This is a genomic window from Steroidobacter sp. (assembly GCF_036402275.1).
Lineage (GTDB): Bacteria > Pseudomonadota > Gammaproteobacteria > Steroidobacterales > Steroidobacteraceae > Steroidobacter.
The window spans coordinates 51,275-68,233 of the sequence record NZ_DASWTF010000013.1; the positions used below are offsets into that span (position 1 = coordinate 51,275).

Here is a 16,959-nt window from a genome sequence, read left to right on the forward strand (position 1 = left end):
ATCTCAAAAGGACTTTTCGGCGCCCGCTCGCGGTAATGGTTGAGGGAATCGGCCATGCATCAGTTCGAGGTGGCGCAGGGTTTCATAGAACAGTGTCAGGCGGGCCATTCCGCCCAGGCGCTGGCGCAGGCCTTCCAGCAGGGCATGGAGGCGCTTGGCTTTCGTCATTTCGCATGTTGCTCGCATGTGGATCCGTTACGGCCGCCGCGCCGCGCGGTGATGTTGCACAACTATCCGAGGGAATGGGCCGAGCTGTTCAGCGAGCTCGAATTCTTCGAAGTCGATCCGGTGCTGCTGCGGGCCAGTCGCTCGCTGGTGCCGTTTTCCTGGAATACCGCGGATTTCGACGAAGAGCTCAGTCCGCCTCAGCAGGAGATATTCCACGAAGCCCGTCGCTATGGGCTGACGCGCGGCTACACCGTGCCGATTCATTCGGTGAATGCACCTCGAGATTTTCGCGCCTCGTGCTCCGTCGTCCCCGATTCCGACCGCCTGCCGAGTGCTGCGTATCTCGCCGTTCAGTTGATGGCTTTCTATATGTACGAGGCCGCGAGCAAGGACGCCGCGGAGAAAGATCCGCCGCCGATCCAGAAGCCATTGAGCAAGCGGGAGCGTCAGTGTCTGGAGCTGGCCGCGCAAGGCAAGAGCGATTGGGTGTCGTCGAAGATTCTTGGCCTGAGCGAGCGCACGGTCCACAACCATGTCGAGAACGCGAAACGAAGATTGCAGGTCGCCACGCGCGTCCAGGCTGTAGTGCATGCGCTCGCCGGGCAGCAGATTTCGTTGGGCGACGTGGTTCGTAGCGAGACAGCGCCGCCATGCTTCGAGCAGGCGCGGCTGTCGCGCGTCGCCGGCAGAGGGCGGAGCAAAACTGCGAATTAGTAGCACGATGTTCGACCCTCACGAGCTTGCTTGAGCCGATTGGCTCAGTTCCCGAGGGTGGAGAATTCGGTCATCTTCTCTTCAATGTTTGTTTTGGAGAGAGCCGATGATCCTGATCGTCAACGCGGAGAACCGGTCGCTGTTCGTTCCGGAGCTGATCGAAATGCATCGCCAACGCAAGGTGGTCTTCGTCGACAGGCAGGGATGGAACGTGCCGGTGATCGGCGACATGGAAGTGGATGACTACGATGCCGACGACACGACGTATCTCATCGCCAAGGCGGATTCCGCCAGCGCCGACGTGCTGGCATCGGCGCGGCTGCTGCCGACAGTGCGGCCGCATCTCATGACCGATTTATTTGCAAACGCTTGCGAGGGTCGCGCGCCGCGTGGGCCGAGGATTTGGGAGGTGTCACGGTTCTGCGTGAATCCCGCCGTGGCCAACCGTCGCAAGCGTCTGGAGCTGCTGTGGGAAACAGCCTGCGGCGTGATCGAAACGGCGCTGCTCCATGGTGTCGAGAAAGTCACATTCGTCGCCAATGCCGCGCTGTTGCCTCTGGCGCTCGATTGCGGTTGGAAATGTGCGCGGCTCGGGCCGACGTTGCCGGACGGCGACGACGAGATTACGGCCGTTGCCGCATCGATCACGCCGAACGGGTTGCGCGCCGTGCGCCGTCGCCTCGGCGTCGATGCGCCGGTCACGCGTTTCGCTCTATCAACTGTAAAGATCGCGGCTTAACGTATGTTGCAGGCAGCGACTCCATTGCTCGACGCGAAAGAAATGTATCTGGATCGGTTGCGATCCAAAGGATATTTCATCGTCGAGCGACTCGCGCCGACGGCGCTGGTCGATCGTGTGTCGCAGGAGCTGGAGCCGTGGTTTCGCGACACGCCCAATTGTCGCGGCGACTTCTATGGATGGAATACCACGCGCTTCGGCGCGGTCCTGTTAAAGTCACGCGCGAGTCATTCGCTGGTCTTGAACGAGCTGATTCTTGCAATCATGGACGATGTGCTGGGACCGCATTGTGACTGGTATCAGCTCAATCTCTCTCAGGGCATTCGCATTCATCCGGGCGAGCGGCGACAGGCGCCGCACCGGGACGAGGAGATGTGGCCCTGCGCGAAGGGACGAGCGGAGTATCTGGTGAACGTGATGTGGGCGCTCTCCGATTACACGGCTGACAACGGCGCGACGCTGCTGTGGCCGCGCAGTCAGTTCGAGCCGCTGTCGCGTGAGCTGAGCGAAGAGAGCGCCGTGATCGCAGCGATGCCGCGCGGTTCGGCGCTGGTGTATCTCGGCTCGGTGACGCATTGTGGTGGCGCGAATCGCAGCGACGCGCCACGCACCGGTCTCATTTTCAGCTACAGCCTGGGATGGCTGAAGCAGTATGAGAACGCGTTTCTAACTTATCCACCGCAGGTCGCGCGCGAGTTCTCCAAGCCGATTCGCGACCTGCTCGGCTATCGCATTCACAGACCGAATCTCGGCGGCTACGAGGGGCAGGACCCCGCGGTGCTGTTCGAGACGCAGTCACACACGCTGGCGGCGGTGGATGCGATTCCGCCGGCGGTGGCTGCGGAATTACAGGCTCATTATCAGAAGCGTGCTGCTGGGGGAGGAACGGCGGGACATCAGGGTGAGACGACGGCGTCTCGAAGGGTTTCATCTTCAGGTTAACTATGGAGGGCGCACCATGCTCTCAGCGGATCCAAGCAAGCGAATCTTTGTGTTGAAACGTGACGAAACCAGCAGTCGCAAACCCAGCAGCGATCACGCTGTGGAAGGGATTTACGATCGGATCAAAACACTGTTGCTGGCGCATACGCTCGCGCCCGGACAGCTGCTGCAGATCGGTACGCTGGCGGAGGAGCTCGGCGTGAGCACCACGCCGGTGCGCGAAGCGCTGACGCGGCTCGCGGCGGAACGTCTGATCGTATTCGCACCCAAGCGCGGCTTCTTTGCCAAGACCGCGTCGGAGGACGAACTGCGTGGGCTGTACACGCTCAATCAAACATTGCTCGATTCCGCGATCCGCGAGTGGAACGCGGCTGCGCAGGCGGAGGAGGAGGCGAAGGCGCCTTCGAAGATCTTCGCGTCCATGCCGTTGTCAGACAAGCCCGAGCAGCTGACGCGCACGACGGACGATCTGTTCGTGCGGATCGCCACGCGTTCAGGTATCGGCGAGCTGGCCGACATCGTTCGCAACTTCAACGATCGCCTGCATCACGCGCGCATGATCGAAGGCGAGATCATCGAGGATGCGGTCGAGGAGCTGTCCCGGTTACGTCAACTCTACGGCGACAACAACAAGGAGCAGTTGCAGCTGGCGTTACAGAAATATCATCAGCGCCGTCGCGAAATGGTGTCTTCGATTTGCAAAGAGCTGCTGTTTCGCCCCTTTCTTGCCGAAAATAAATAAAGAAATGCGCGCTCCGGAGGCATTCTTCGCCTCCGGAGGGCTTGCCTGGGGCGTGCTCCCGGTCAGTACCTAATGACGGACGCCGCTGCCTGGATGCACACTCGTGTGCAGCGGGTGAGAAAAGCGGGTTCGCCCCGATTAGACTAATTGCGGGTTCGGGTTAGATTTCACGAGGCTGGCCCCCTTGCACGGGAGTTGCGTGGCTGCGTCGCCGGTCGCACCGGCGCGGAAGTTGGGCCGCGCTGTTGACACATAGGGACATATTTTGTGATCGATCGCCACAAGCACCTGGGCAGAGGGGATCCTGGGCGCGCGACCGCGACAGCGTCGCAGGCCGAGGACGTCGGGCAGGACGACGCGTCCGCCTCGACCTCCGATACGCACGCCCGTAACGGCCGCGTCACATTGTGGTTCGGCCGTTGGCGCAAACCCATTCGCAGCTGGTTCTCGAGCAGAGCGTCGGTGCCGCGCGCCGAAGTCGACGATCTGGCTCAGGAAGTGTTTCTCCGGCTGCTGCGTTATAGCGACGATGTCGCCGTCGAGAACCCGCAGGGCTATCTGTTCAAGATCGCGGCCAACGTCGCCAACGAGTGGCGCGACCGCTCGCGCGTCCGTCAACCGCACGATCGCGGCTGGCTCGATGAGTTGCAAATCGACCCGTCCGACCAGCCCGACAATGCGATGTTTCAAAGCCGCGTCAGCAATCATTTGCAAACGGCGGTGGATCAATTGCCGAAGCGGCAACGCGAAGTGCTGTTGCTGCACGTGAACGAGGGTCTGACCTACAAGCAGATCGCCGACCGGCTCGGTGTCACTTACCGGATTGTCTTGAGGGACCTGACGCGTGCGTATGCCTCATTGCGCATGCAGTTGAAGGCCGAAGACCTCTAGGGAAGGGGAGCCAGTGAGGGCAAGGGGTATGAAACAAAGCAGCGACACCGAGATCGACGCGATACTGAGCGAGCAGGCGGCTGCCTGGTTCGTTCGGCTGGTCGCGAACGATCTGTCGGCGCGTGAGCGCCGCGAGTATCTCGCGTGGTTGAAAGCTTCCGGCCGCCACGTCGAGGCCTTGCTCGACATCTATCGCTATCATGGCTATGGCCGCAAGGCCAAGCTGCAGATGCGGACCTCGCCGGATCCGGAACGCGAGACCAATGTGATTCCGTTCGCGCCGCGTGGCGTGACGATGGTTCATCACAATCGCGGCAAGCAGCGGCGTCGTGCGCGCTTCGTGAAAATCGCCGCGGCGATTGCCGGCGTTGCTTTCACGGTGGTGGCGGGCTGGATCGTGAAAGCGGCCTACTTCGACAATCGCATCACCACCGGTCCGGGCGAATGGGATCGGGAGTTGCTGGCCGATGGCAGCGTGCTGCGCATCGGGCCGAATACCCAGCTGCGCTGGTCGTTCGACGACACTCAGCGCACGATCGTGCTGAGTCACGGCGAGGCCGTGTTCGAAGTCGCTAAAGATCCGCTGCGGCCGTTCATCGTGACGACGCACATTGGCGACGTGCGCGCGGTCGGTACGGAGTTCGGCGTGTCGCTGATGAACGGATTGACCGCCATCGTGACAGTGGCGCACGGCAAAGTTGCCATCAGCAAACCGCACGAAGGCCGTTTTGCCATCGAACACAAGGCGGACGCGCTTGCGGAGTTGGTTGCGGATCAGCAGATCGTGATGTCGCTCGCGGGCGCGCAGCCGGTGAAGCAGGTCGATGCTTCGCGCGAGTTGCAATGGGCCACTGGCTATTATGAGTTTCGCGGCGAGACGGTGAGTCAGGCGGTCGAGCAGTTCAATCGTCGCAATCGACTGCAGGTGGTGATGGCCGACCCGGCCATCGGCGAGATCGCCATGCCATTTACTACCGTGAAACTCGACGACCCCGAAACCTTCGTGGTGATGCTTGCCGCTCGGCCAGATGTGCAAGTCGCGTACGAAAACGCCAACGTGATCCGGCTCCTGCCGGAGTGAGTCGCCGGTAAGTGAATCCCACAAGGATGGTGGGAGGGAAGCGCCCGATCAAACTCAATTGCACGTGGTCTCCATCGTGCAATTCAGCGGGCCAGGAACATGAACCCGACACCTCCGGGAACGGTGACGACGCAAGCCATCGAATGGCACCAGCGCCTGAAGCAGGGCGAACTGGATACGGCGGAGCGCACCGAATTTCGCGCCTGGATGCGATCGCCCGCCAACGTCAAAGAGCTCGCACACATTTGTTTGATCGACGCTTCGCTCGGCTCGCTGAAGGGGGCGGAGCGCGGCTTGCCCAAGAACGTCGTCGATTTCCAATCTTATGCGCCAGTGATACGGCCGCGCGCGGCGCAGGTTGCCGAGCCAAAACGATCGCGCCTCACTGCAAAGATCGCCATAGCCGCGAGCGTGCTGCTCGCCGTCGTCATCGGAGTCGTCGCGACTTTCGGGACGGCCGATCAAGAGATCGTGACCAGCGAGGGCCGCTGGGACAAACAACTGCTGGACGATGGCACGGTGATTCATGCCGGACCGCGCACAAAATTGCGCATTCACTTCGACGAGCAGGTTCGTTCAGTCGAACTGCTGCGCGGCGAAGCGTTGTTCGAAGTGGCTAAGCAGCCGGAGCGGCCATTCACGGTGTCGACTTACGCGGGCCGCGTGCAGGCATTAGGCACGAAATTCGCGATGGCGGAAGCGGGCGCCGACATCGTCGTCACGGTGCTCGAGGGTAAGGTCGCAGTCACTGCCACCGACGGAGCGCAACCGATCGCGCCGCTCGGCGCGAATCAGCAAGTAGTGCTCTCGCAGGGAAGCGTCAGCCAGCCAGTCACGGTGAACGCGGAGCGCGAGCTCAAATGGATTCGCAACTGGTACGAATACGATGGCGAGCCGGTGGGGGAGATCATCGCTCAGCTGAACCAGCGGCACGACGCCAAGATCGTGGTGGACGATCCGCAGGTGATCCGGTTGCGCATGAATTCCCTCGCGTTCAAGCCGAGCCAGCCGGAGGATTTCGTCAACGAGATCAATCGCTGGTACGCCGGCTACCCGCACAAGGCCGGCGGCGCAGGCCGCAACGGCGTTCTGCATCTGCAGCGGCCCTAGGTTCGCGTTCAGCTTCGTTGATTCCCGGTTCATAACGATGCGACTTAATCCCGTGGCCGCGCGTTCGATGCAATGCCGGAGGGATTACCCGTGGCCCTGAGCCAGTCTTCTAGACGAGGGGAAAGTTTTCTGTCTCAGACAGTTAGCCCCGCTCCAAGCCTTGCTAAAGTTAGCGCTGAGTCACCCCGCTTGATCGATCGGCAGAAGCAGTCGCAGTCGCCAGGTCCGCATCGTTGGCGTTCGTCCAGGCCGGATGAACCGGGCGAGCCGGGAGTCCATGGTTCTCAGGAAACGGCGGCGCCCGCGCCCCGGCCGAATCGGGACGGCCGCCTGATCGAGTGGTTCGGGAAGTGGCGCAAGCCGATCCGCAGCTGGCTGCGCAATCGCGCGTCGGTGCCGCCGGGCGATATCGACGACTTGGCCCAGGAAGTTTTCCTGCGCCTGCTGCGCTACAGCGACGACATCGCGGTCGATAATCCGCAAGGTTATTTGTTCAGGATCGCGGCCAACGTCGCCAACGAGTGGCGCGAGCGCTCCAGGGTGCGCAAGCCGCACGACGACAGCTGGCTGGAAGAGCTGCAGATCGAGTCGGGCGACGAACCGGAAAACGCCTTTGCCAAGACGCGGGCCAACGAATATGTGCAGGCCGCCGTCGACCGGTTGCCGCCACGGCAGCGAGAGGTTTTGTTGTTACACGTGAACGAGGGGCTGACTTATAAGCAAATCGCTCAGCTGCGGGGGCTGACGTATCGGATCGTTTTGCGAGATCTCACACGTGCCTACAGCGCGTTGCGCATGCAATTGCGCCTGGAGGACCTGTGACCATTCCCACGGATGAGGATGACGACATGAATGGATTTCTACACGAGGGCGCCCATGAACGGGCCATCAAGCACGCGTTGAGTAACGAAGCCGCCGAGTGGTTCGTCCGGCTGCGCGACGACCGGCTCGGCCTGCAACACCGTGAGCGCAACGTACGCTGGCTGAAGCAGTCACCGGATCACATCGCGGAATTGCTGCGAATTCAGCAGGTGTACAAGGTGCTGCGCGCGGCCAAGCTGCAGGACCGCTCGCCGCCTGGCGAAGGCGAACCCGAATCCAATGTGATCGAGCTCGTACCCCGAGTGCCGCCGCCGCTGCCGCTGCCACAGCCGACTCGGTCGCGGACGCGATTCGAGTCGTGGAAAATCGCGGCGGTCGCGGCCTGCATCACGTTGTCTCTTTTGTTGGCTTATGTGGTGAAAGGCGCCTGGCTGGATCGGACCATCGAGACTGATCTGGGCCAATGGCGCACGGCCCAGCTGACGGATGGCACGCAGGTGCGCGTGGGGCCGGGCTCGCTGCTGGAGATTGCGTTTGGTGACGATCGCCGCACCGTTCGTCTGATTCGAGGGGAAGCGATGTTCGACGTCGCTGAAGACGGTTCGCGTCCGTTCTTCGTCGAATCCGAAATGGTGGGTGTGCTGGCGGCGGGCACGGAATTCCGTGTATCGCGTCGAGGGGGCGAAGATATCGTCGCTGTGACTGAAGGCAGTGTCGCGGTCTATCGCGATGGTCGCGACACTATGTCAGCTGCGGTCGCCGCCGCGCCCGTTCAAAAAGCCGAAGCTACCGCGGCGCTGTCACTAACAGCAGGGGAGCAAGTCTCGGTCACGCGCTCGCAGTCGGTCGCCAAACAAAAGGTCAATGTCGACTACGAACAGGCCTGGGCCGACGGCTGGCTGGTCTACGAGGGCAAGACCATCGCCGAAGTGGCGAGCGAGTTCAATCGGCGCAACCGGACCAAGATCGTGGTGGCGGCGCCGTCCATCGCCGAGCGCCACCTGGCGTTCTTCCGGGGCATCGCCACCGATCCTGAATCGTTCGTGGCGGCGATCTCCCGCAGCTCGGATATCACTGTCGTGCGCGGCGGGCCGAATGAGCTGCGGATTGAACTCAGTCCACAGACTTAAGTAGTGCACCGGCGGAGATGAATCCGAACCCGCCCCGATTCCGTAATTGACTTCTGCCTGCGGGTCCGTTCGATCGGACACGGCCGGAGGCGCGTTGAAATATATTGTGAGTCGGAGCTCGCCCTAAGTAACAAAGTCGCAGCGCACCGCGGCGTCATACGCTAGATTCGCGTCATCAGCGGCGGGGCGGCGGTCCCCGACTTTCAAAGGGATCTTGTTGGGGAGATGGTCGCGAAACAGGTCATCGCCGGAGTCGTGGCGGCCGCCATCATGGGCTGCTCGTTGCCCTCGGCTGCACAAACCCCGAGTGCGCCCCCCAAAGGCGTGAGCGCCAGTAAGGCCCAGGAAGAGCTGCCGGGCGCGCACTACTACACCCTTGACATTCCGCGCCTGAGCATCATCGAGGCGTTGAAGGAATTCACCACGCAGACTGGTCTGCAGATCAGTTTCTGGCCGGATGCGCAGACGGACCAGGCGATGCTGGTCGGACCGCTACGTGGGAAGTTCACTGCGGAAGTGGCGTTGACCCGGCTGCTGGCATCCAGCGGCCTGGCATTCCGGCGCACCAACGATCGCTCGCTGGTGGTGATGGCGCCATCGCTGTTGGGACTGCCTCGCAACGGCGTGACCGTTTCGGAGCCAGAGCGGAGCCGGTTGGCGGAAGGACAGCCGCATTTCCGTTCATTGAATCGGCCGCCCCTGCAATCGCTGCCCGAGACGGGACGTGCTGGCGCAACGGCCAATGTCGGGCCGCCCTCGCGTGAGTCGATCGATGAGATCATCGTGACCGGCACGCGAATGGAACGCAGTGGAGAAGGTCCGGCGCCGGTGCAGGTCTTCACGCGACGGCACATCGAAGAGCTCGGTGCGGCTTCGATTCCCGATGTATTGCGCTATACGCCTCAGCAGCCGTTCACTCGTCCCGAGTTTTATTATCAAAATCCTGCACAGTACTCGCAGATGCGAGGTATCGGCGTCGACACTACGCTGATCCTCATCAACGGACGTCGAGTGGTCCCGACGGCCAACAGCCTGACCCTGAACTCCTTCGATCTGAACACCATTCCGCTCGCGGCCGTGGAGAAGATCGAAGTGTTGTCCGACTCGGCTTCCGCCATCTACGGCGCGGACGCCATGGGCGGCGTGGTCAACGTCGTGTTGAGGAAAGAGATTCCACAACCCGTCATCGACGTTCAGTACGGCGGCGCGAGCGGTGGGGCGGATCTGTTGCGTGGCTCGTTCAGTGCCGGCTTATCGGCCGAGCGCCTCAGAGCTTCTCTGATCTTCGACTATTACGAGCGTGAATCTCTGCTGGGCGCCGAACGTGACCGCTGGCTCGACCAGGATTACAGGCGCTACGGCGGCGCCGACTATCGGGCGCCAGGCGGAACAGCAGCGACCGTGCGCTCCGCGACAGGTGACAATCTGCCCGGCTTGCCCTCGTCGTTCGCAGTGGTGCCTGACGGCAGCAGCGGCATCGGCCTCACGCCGGCTGATTTTTCGGCGACCGCAGGCATGAGTAACTACACCAGCACGCTGAGCACGCTCGCCATCGTGCCTGAATCTCATCAGCGCAGCCTGGCGCTGTTTGCCGAATATGATCTGACGCACGAGCTCGTCGCCTTCACGGAACTGCTATACACCGAGCGCGACATCGCCGCGCAGGAAGAGCGCGATATGATGCAAGGCGCGCTGGTGCCGGCGACCAACCCTTTCAATCCATTCGGGGAGGCGGTGCTGGTGGACTTCCTGCTCGATGGCATCGAGCCGCCACGGCTGTCGCACCGTTCGGAGACCGCGCGCGGCGTCGCTGGCATGCGGGGATCCTTGGGCTCCACCTGGCAATGGGAGATCGCGGCGCTGGCCAGTGTTGAAACGCATGATACTGCTCATGTGAACAAAGTCAGCACGGCGCGCGTGAATGCGGCGCTCGCGGCCACCGACCCCGCTCACGCGCTCAATCCATTTGTCGACGGCCCCGCCGGCAGCCCGGAGCTGCTGGCTTCGCTCATTGAGCCCTACATACAACATCACTTCTCACGCGGCCGGCAGCTTTCCGGATTCGTGCGCGGCGATCTGTTCGAACTGCCGGCCGGGTCGCTGCAAGCCGTCGTGGGCGGCGAGTGGCGCGACGAAGAAATGATGTATGAAGACAGGACGCTACCCGTCGATGACGGACGCGATGTGCGAGCGCTGTTCACCGAGCTGCGCGTTCCGCTGATTGGGCCCTCGGCTGACCCGCGCCAAGACGTGTTAGCGATGACGTTGGCCGCGCGGCTGGATGACTACAGCGACTTCGGCAGTACCGTGAACCCGCAACTTGGAGTGATGTGGCGACCGGCGCCGGACCTTCTGTTTCGTGGCTCCTATGGAACGAGCTTCCGTCCGCCCTCGCTATTCGAGCTGCATGCCCCACGAGCCACGGTGACGAACGTTCCGGTCCAGGACCCTGCTCGCAACGAAGTCAGCAGCGTAAGCGTGGTGGGTGGCGGCAATCCTCATCTGCAGCCCATCGAAGCCGAATCGATGACGGCAGGCTTCGTGCTGACGCCTCGCGCGCTGCCATCGCTGCGGCTGTTGGCCAGCTATTGGAATATCAGCAGCCACAATCGCGTCACCTACCTGCATTACAGCTCGCTGCTGGCCAACGAAGCAGCATTTTCCGATCGAGTGCTGCGGGAGGAGCCGACGCCCGCGGATATCGCTGCCGGCATTCCCGGCAGACTTCTGCAGCTGGATGTCTCGCGAATGAATTTCGGCCGCCTCACCACCAGCGGCATCGACGTCGAGGCCAATTATGAGATTGCCACGCGTTGGGGTGATTTCATGCCACGCTTGTCGGCCACGTGGGTGAGCGAGTTCAATTCGGTCGACGAGCCGCTCGCGAACGCGGTGAATCACGTCGGCGTCGCCAGCTTGTCCGGGACGATTCCCCGCTGGCGTGTGGTGGGCGGGCTGAGCTGGACGCGCAACGGCGTGGGCGTGTCGACGACGTTCGACTGGTTGCCGGGCTACATGGATGCAGACGCCGATGGCCTGACCGGCCGCAGGTTGCCGTCTCGTACGCTCGTGGATGTGCAGGCAAGCTTGGACATGAATGGCCGGTTCGGCGCGGGCGCGATGTGGGACGACCTGAAGCTGCAAGTGGGCGTCAGAAACATCTTCGACGAGCTGCCGCCGTTCTCCGAGATCGGGTTCGCTTATGGCTACGATTCCTCGCAGGGCGATCTGACCGGCCGCTTCGGTTACCTGCGATTCACCAAAGGCTTCTGAGCCTTCAAGCAGCGGCTTGCTGCTGCGAGCGTTGCAACCAGTGGCGCGCCCACAGCTCGGTATCCAGGTGGCGAAATACTTCGCCGGGATAAACCGTGTTCTTGGTGGGTCTGGATGCCAGCACTTCTTCCAACAGCGGGCGATTCAGCAGACCGTTGCTCACCAACACGCCTTCCAGCAAGGTTTCGGTGAAAAAGGTGCGCTGACGCTCGAATACCTGATCGTGAAAGCCCGGGGCGCGATCCTTCCACAAGCGTCGCAGGATAGGCTCGGGGACCTCCGCCGCGAAGGCATGCCGTGCCAGACCGCGGTCCCGCCCCTGATGAAAATGCACGTAGATAGGAATCCGCAGCAGCAGCTCGATCACCGGCTGCGTGTAGAGCGGTGAAACGATTTCCGGCACTTCTTCGTCTGCGCGCGCGGCCACGTTGTAATAGTCGGACGCAGCAGTCAACGTGCCGAGCCGTCGGATCTTGTCCCACGGCACGCGCCGCTGGCCTTGAAACCATGGATGCGACACGGTCTGGCCGCGGTAGTCTTGTTTGATATGCGGGCTGACCAGCTGACACGCTTCGAGAATGCGTTCGCGTGGTATGGCGCCTTCACCCGTGACGGTGCGACGGACCGCGGTGGTCAGCACGTTCCAGCTGGATTTCTGGATGACCAAGGCGACTTGCGAGGCGAGGCGGAACAGGCGCGGCGAGGGGCCGTGATTCCTCAGATACTCCGGAACGGCATGCGACAACGAGTCGGCGCAAAAGCCCGAGTCCCCCCCATCGCCGCCGAAGATTCCAGTGGCGCCAGTGCGTGCCGCCAATTCCTGTTCGACCGTGCTTCGTTGAATGAACCCCAGCAGCGGCAGGGGTTCGGCGGACGGAGCCATCCGCAATCCGAGGCTCAGATCCATATCGAGCGGCGTCAGCGGATATTCGATGTGCTCGCAGCCGGCATGCTGTGCCGCCAGCCGGGCCCAGGGGCGTTCGTCCGAACGACCGCTCGGGGCGTAATACGTGTACGCGTTGAATCGCCCGATGGGTGCGTCCTTCAGACAACCCGCGATGATGGAAGAATCCAATCCGCCCGAGAGGCGCAGCAATAGCGAACGATGACTGCTGGCCAGAGTACTGACAGTGGCTTTCAGCGTCCCTCGCATGGCGCGGGCCGCCAACTCCGGATCTTCGATCAGATCGTCCGCGCCATGGAAGCTAAGCGGATTCCAGTAGTACTTGCTCGAGCTGCTCCCATTGCGCTGGAACTCGACGCACTCGCCGCCGCGCACCGGCGATACTTCTTTGAGCGAGGAGAGTTCGTGCAAGTTGCTGCTGGCCATCAGATGCGCGTGGAGGAATGCGTCGTTGATCGTGAAGCGCAGCAGCTTGAGATCGAGACAATCGCCAATGCGTGAGAAGAAGAGACTCACCCCACGGAAACGGCTGTGCAGGCAGGGCAAAGAGCCGGTGGGGTCCTTGAGCACCCACTTCGTTTCATCGAGGCCGTCACGACCGAAAGCGACGTAATTGCCCCAGGCATGATCGATCAGCCACTGACCGCGGCTCTGCACGAAGGCTTTGCTCTGGGTCGGGCCGAAGTTCAGTTGCTCATTCTGCGCCTGCGAATGCAGATCCCGATTGCGCGCGAACAAGCTTCCAATGACCACGCCACCATCGTCAGAAACTCGATGGATCTGCGATGAGTCGACGCGAGCACCCGCGCAGAAGACTTGCATGCCCGGCGCGTGGAATTCCTGTCGCCATGCCGCTGGCAGTTGGGACATTCGCGCGGCGATCAGTTGTGCCGTTTCTTGTTGTTGTGGACTCGTCGAGTCCCACACCATCCCCAGGTATCGCAACATCCCACGCTCCTCCGCGCGGTTCAGATCGCCAGGATCGGGGTGTACTCGCAAACCTGTTCGGGATTGGCGTCGAGCAACAGCGTTCCTTGCTGTACCCAGCTGTGCGCCGCCCATGGCTTGGTGCGCACGCCAATCACCCAGGTGGGGTACACGCTATTGCTGGCCAGAAATCGGGTCAGCGCCAGTGCATGGAATAAACATTGATCGCGCGCCGCGAACGTATGGGGTCGCAAACGTCGAAACACGCCGACCAGCTCGACGGCGCGATCGGCGTCGAAGGGCGCGCCCGCGGCGTTTTTCTGCCGGCCGATGTCTTCGGCTACCACGAATAAGGTGCGCGAACGCACCGAGTGGCGCGCCCATCTGCAAGCGCGAAGGAAATCGACGATGTGGCGCCAGCGGATCGAGGTTTTGCGCTCGATCTCGTGCCCGACGCTGGTCAGCAGGCTATCGAGATCCACCTCCATCGGCGTGAAGGCGGCCGGCTCGGGCGCGCTGTTACTGAGTAGCCCGGCGTCGACGAGCTTGTCGGCGATGCGCACCGCATCTTCGATCGGCAAGGGCTCGGCGTCCGCGGCAAAGGTGGTCGAAGGGCTGCCAAGGTGGCGCCAGTTGCCGGCGAGCGAGCGCAGCGCCGTGGTTTCCTTGCGGCCGACGCCAAAGTATCGATTGCGCCGCAGGTCGAGCAACACGGTCCCAGTCGCTGTCGAGCACGCCCGCACGTGCGACGGCAGCCAGTACGCTTTTTCGGTGTGCATGGCCAGCCACGATTCTTATACATAACGGAGCCCGGCGTGTGCCGGGCTCCGCCATCAATCGTTCATTGATGTTGGGTGACGTCCTGTCAGGGTTGTTTCTCCCCTAGCAGATACACCGAGTCGTATGTGATGGGCAGTACGCCCCACTGCTTGGTCTCAATCGTCGCGTCGCCGAGATCGAGCAGCTCGATCTCCATTTCGTCCTGAACTTCGGTCATGTTCTTTCCCTCGATGAAGCAACAGTCCTCCTGCATTGCCAACGCTGCTAGGTTTGCGATCCGGCGTCAATATACTTTGTCGGAAACAGTCCGATATTTCTTCTCAGGCAGCACGGCGCGTCTCCTTTCTGCCGTTTAGTATTAAGCAGAACCCCTCGGTGACCCGGGTGAGTTGCTCGGCAAGCAAATAGAACAAGCTCTGTCACCGTCGGCATTGCGTGTCGTGAGGACGCAGCGCATACGTCCCATCGCCTGAAAACTACTGGAAATAACTCGCCATATATTTGAACAGCGGCGCACCGGGCGTGGCCCAAGCGCCGCCGGCCCCGCTATTGTCGCACCCGCTGTGGCATGGTCGAGACAGGGAGGTTGGGCATGACCTTGTCCAAAGGACGCACCGCCGCGCGGTTCGGTCGCCTGGAGCTGGAACAGATCCTGGACGACGGCCTCGTGGAAGAGCTGAAGCGTCATTCGTCGAGCGACGGTGAAACGTTCCATTTATCCGTGCAATTCGCGCTCGCGCATGGTGTGCGACGAGCGCATCCGCGAAGCCAGATCACGACTCTGCGCAGTAGCACGCTACTGTCCGGGGCATCGTCGCGGTGAGTCAGGCACATGCAGCGGCCGGATCCATCCGCACATCGGCGGCTGACCGCCAGCCTCGGCAAACCCTGCGCGAGGCTGCGCAGCTTTTCTGGGCGCTCGCCGATGGCTTTACGAAGCGACGATTGCTGGTGGCGCTTGCCCTTGTTGCGGGCGGCTCCCTGCTGGCGGCCGGCACGCCGATCGCGCTCAAGCTGGTCGTAGATTCGCTGGCTCAGGGGACCCCGGGACCCGGCGGCGTGACAGCGGTCACGTCGCTGGGCTTCCTGAGTCTGTACGTGTTCGGCATGTATCTCGGCCGCGCATTCGCCGAAGCACGCACCTGGTTGCACTTGCAAGCCGAGCAGCGCGTGCAGAGGCATGTGGCCAGGCGTCTGTTCGAGCATCTGGTGCGCCTGCCGCTGCGCTTTCATCTGGAGAAAAAGACCGGCGCCATCGGCGAGACGGTGACCCAGGGTCTGCGGGGCTACCAGCTGCTGCTGCAACACTTGATCTACACCTTCCTGCCGGTCGTCATCGAGTTCATCGCAGTGGCGCTGGTGTTGGCGCACTTCGGCCACGCGGAGTACATCGGCATCCTCGCGATCGCGTCGATCGCCTATTTCTATGCGTTCCAACGCGGCGGTAGAGCCATTCAGGAGCCATCGCGCGCGGCGTCCCGGGCGCATATCGATGCCAACGCGGTGCTCACCGACAGTCTCATCAATCATGAGACGGTGAAGTACTTCGATGCCGAACCCGTCGTGTGCGAACGCTACGACGTGGCGCTCGCGCGCACCGAGAAGTCGACGGCGCGCTTTCTCGCGATCCGGGTGAAGAACGGCCTGCTGGTGCACTCGATCTTCGGTGTGTCGCTGGCGGTGACCTCGTATTTCGCACTGACGGACGTGGTCCGGGGCGCAATGACGGTGGGCGATTTCGTGCTGTTGAATGCGTACATCATCCGCCTGGTGCAGCCATTGGAATTGATCGGACTGGCGGTGCGCGATTTGGCGCAGGCGCTGGCGTTCCTGGAAAGCCTGCTCGACATGTTTCGCGAAAAGACCGAGGTCGAAGGGACCCGCTCGCGGCATCCCGGCGCATCCTGCGGCGAGCTGCAATTCGACAGCGTCTGTTTCTCCTATCATGAAGCACGAGCAGTGTTGCAGAACGTGAGCTTCACCGTGCCCGCGGGAAAGACAGTCGCTGTGGTGGGCGTCAGTGGCTCGGGCAAGTCCTCGCTGATCCGGCTGCTGTTTCGGCTTTACGAGCCGGACGCCGGCAGCATCTTGCTGGACGGCACGCCGATTCGCGATCTGTCGCTGTCGGCGCTGCGCCAGGCGATTGCAGTCGTGCCGCAGGACACGGTGCTGTTTCACGACACCATCGCCAACAACATCGGCTTCGGCCGCGCCGGCGCCACGCAGGCGGACATTCAAGAGGCCGCGCGCATCGCCAACTTGCACGAGTTCATCCTGACTCTGCCCGACGGCTACGACACCATGGTCGGCGAGCGTGGCCTCAAGCTTTCCGGTGGCGAACGCCAGCGCGTCGCGATTGCGCGCGCGGCGCTGAAAAAGCCGAAGATCTTCGTGTTCGACGAGGCGACATCCTCTCTGGATACCCAGACCGAACGCGAAATCCTACGCAACCTCATCGAAGTATCGGCGCACAGCACGACACTGGTCATCGCACACCGGTTGTCCACCGTCGTGCATGCCGACGAAATCGTCGTGCTGGATCGTGGTGCGTTACTCGAACGCGGCACGCACGACGAGTTATGCGCGCGCAATGGCGCATACGCGGCGCTATGGCAGGCACAACAAGGTGGAATCTCACAGCGGGAGGAACTGCCGATATCGCCAGTTCAAGGGTAGAGGCCGTTCCTCCCGCCCGCCGCCGGGGCGTTGCCGAGCCCAGCAACGCCCCACCACCGC

At 62.2% G+C, this 16,959-nt stretch carries 15 protein-coding genes; 12 read left to right on the plus strand and 3 right to left on the minus strand.

Annotated features, from left to right (window positions below; translation table 11 throughout):
* The first annotated feature begins 54 nt into the window (after positions 1–54).
* The 10 genes from VGD45_RS05020 to VGD45_RS05065 all read left to right on the plus strand — a co-directional run bounded on the left by VGD45_RS05020 (position 55) and on the right by VGD45_RS05065 (position 11,612).
* Positions 55–882: a LuxR family transcriptional regulator gene (locus tag VGD45_RS05020; RefSeq protein WP_331154172.1), complete on the plus strand. Its 828-nt coding sequence runs from the start codon at positions 55–57 to the stop codon at positions 880–882.
* 106 nt (positions 883–988) lie between these two features.
* On the plus strand, positions 989–1,621 hold the full coding sequence (locus VGD45_RS05025; protein WP_331154173.1) for an acyl-homoserine-lactone synthase: 633 nt from the start codon (positions 989–991) through the stop codon (positions 1,619–1,621).
* Between the two features lie 3 nt (positions 1,622–1,624).
* On the plus strand, positions 1,625–2,563 hold the full coding sequence (locus VGD45_RS05030; protein ID WP_331154174.1) for a phytanoyl-CoA dioxygenase family protein: 939 nt from the start codon (positions 1,625–1,627) through the stop codon (positions 2,561–2,563).
* A 16-nt stretch (positions 2,564–2,579) separates the two neighbouring features.
* Positions 2,580–3,305: a GntR family transcriptional regulator gene (locus VGD45_RS05035; protein WP_331154175.1), complete on the plus strand. Its 726-nt coding sequence runs from the start codon at positions 2,580–2,582 to the stop codon at positions 3,303–3,305.
* A 267-nt stretch (positions 3,306–3,572) separates the two neighbouring features.
* The gene (locus VGD45_RS05040; protein ID WP_331154176.1) at positions 3,573–4,196 is read left to right on the plus strand and encodes an RNA polymerase sigma factor; all 624 of its coding nucleotides are present in this window, start codon (positions 3,573–3,575) and stop codon (positions 4,194–4,196) included.
* A gap of 28 nt (positions 4,197–4,224) precedes the next feature.
* Positions 4,225–5,277 (plus strand): FecR family protein, encoded by a 1,053-nt coding sequence (locus VGD45_RS05045; protein ID WP_331154177.1) that lies wholly within the window; start codon positions 4,225–4,227, stop codon positions 5,275–5,277.
* 99 nt (positions 5,278–5,376) lie between these two features.
* The gene (locus VGD45_RS05050; RefSeq protein WP_331154178.1) at positions 5,377–6,387 is read left to right on the plus strand and encodes a FecR family protein; all 1,011 of its coding nucleotides are present in this window, start codon (positions 5,377–5,379) and stop codon (positions 6,385–6,387) included.
* Between the two features lie 189 nt (positions 6,388–6,576).
* Positions 6,577–7,209, plus strand: coding sequence for an RNA polymerase sigma factor (locus VGD45_RS05055; protein ID WP_331154179.1), 633 nt, complete (start codon positions 6,577–6,579; stop codon positions 7,207–7,209).
* Positions 7,206–8,339, plus strand: coding sequence for a FecR family protein (locus VGD45_RS05060; RefSeq protein ID WP_331154180.1), 1,134 nt, complete (start codon positions 7,206–7,208; stop codon positions 8,337–8,339). Before VGD45_RS05055 ends, VGD45_RS05060 begins: the two co-directional genes overlap by 4 nt.
* A gap of 225 nt (positions 8,340–8,564) precedes the next feature.
* Positions 8,565–11,612, plus strand: coding sequence for a TonB-dependent receptor (locus VGD45_RS05065; protein ID WP_331154181.1), 3,048 nt, complete (start codon positions 8,565–8,567; stop codon positions 11,610–11,612).
* A 4-nt stretch (positions 11,613–11,616) separates the two neighbouring features.
* Here VGD45_RS05065 and VGD45_RS05070 read toward each other — a convergent pair whose 3' ends face one another.
* From VGD45_RS05070 to VGD45_RS05080, 3 genes are all read right to left on the minus strand, one after another.
* Positions 11,617–13,464 (minus strand): asparagine synthase-related protein, encoded by a 1,848-nt coding sequence (locus VGD45_RS05070; RefSeq protein ID WP_331154182.1) that lies wholly within the window; start codon positions 13,462–13,464, stop codon positions 11,617–11,619.
* Between the two features lie 20 nt (positions 13,465–13,484).
* Complete coding sequence (locus VGD45_RS05075) at positions 13,485–14,222, minus strand: lasso peptide biosynthesis B2 protein (protein ID WP_331154183.1); 738 nt, start codon at positions 14,220–14,222, stop codon at positions 13,485–13,487.
* Between the two features lie 86 nt (positions 14,223–14,308).
* Positions 14,309–14,440 (minus strand): hypothetical protein, encoded by a 132-nt coding sequence (locus tag VGD45_RS05080; RefSeq protein ID WP_331154184.1) that lies wholly within the window; start codon positions 14,438–14,440, stop codon positions 14,309–14,311.
* Between the two features lie 375 nt (positions 14,441–14,815).
* Between VGD45_RS05080 and VGD45_RS05085 the strand changes: the two genes are divergently transcribed.
* The gene (locus tag VGD45_RS05085) at positions 14,816–15,046 is read left to right on the plus strand and encodes a hypothetical protein (protein ID WP_331154185.1); all 231 of its coding nucleotides are present in this window, start codon (positions 14,816–14,818) and stop codon (positions 15,044–15,046) included.
* Complete coding sequence (locus tag VGD45_RS05090; protein ID WP_331154186.1) at positions 15,043–16,899, plus strand: ATP-binding cassette domain-containing protein; 1,857 nt, start codon at positions 15,043–15,045, stop codon at positions 16,897–16,899. Before VGD45_RS05085 ends, VGD45_RS05090 begins: the two co-directional genes overlap by 4 nt.
* Positions 16,900–16,959: the final 60 nt, after the last annotated feature.

Bases quoted from the DNA above. Each gene is read 5' to 3' on its own strand.
- VGD45_RS05020 (WP_331154172.1), top strand. From the start codon at position 55: ATGCATCAGTTCGAGGTGGCGCAGGGTTTCATAGAACAGTGTCAGGCG.
- VGD45_RS05025 (WP_331154173.1), top strand. From the start codon at position 989: ATGATCCTGATCGTCAACGCGGAGAACCGGTCGCTGTTCGTTCCGGAG.
- VGD45_RS05030 (WP_331154174.1), top strand. From the start codon at position 1,625: ATGTTGCAGGCAGCGACTCCATTGCTCGACGCGAAAGAAATGTATCTG.
- VGD45_RS05035 (WP_331154175.1), top strand. From the start codon at position 2,580: ATGCTCTCAGCGGATCCAAGCAAGCGAATCTTTGTGTTGAAACGTGAC.
- VGD45_RS05045 (WP_331154177.1), top strand. From the start codon at position 4,225: ATGAAACAAAGCAGCGACACCGAGATCGACGCGATACTGAGCGAGCAG.
- VGD45_RS05050 (WP_331154178.1), top strand. From the start codon at position 5,377: ATGAACCCGACACCTCCGGGAACGGTGACGACGCAAGCCATCGAATGG.
- VGD45_RS05065 (WP_331154181.1), top strand. From the start codon at position 8,565: ATGGTCGCGAAACAGGTCATCGCCGGAGTCGTGGCGGCCGCCATCATG.
- VGD45_RS05070 (WP_331154182.1), bottom strand. From the start codon at position 13,464: ATGTTGCGATACCTGGGGATGGTGTGGGACTCGACGAGTCCACAACAA.
- VGD45_RS05075 (WP_331154183.1), bottom strand. From the start codon at position 14,222: ATGCACACCGAAAAAGCGTACTGGCTGCCGTCGCACGTGCGGGCGTGC.
- VGD45_RS05080 (WP_331154184.1), bottom strand. From the start codon at position 14,440: ATGACCGAAGTTCAGGACGAAATGGAGATCGAGCTGCTCGATCTCGGC.
- VGD45_RS05085 (WP_331154185.1), top strand. From the start codon at position 14,816: ATGACCTTGTCCAAAGGACGCACCGCCGCGCGGTTCGGTCGCCTGGAG.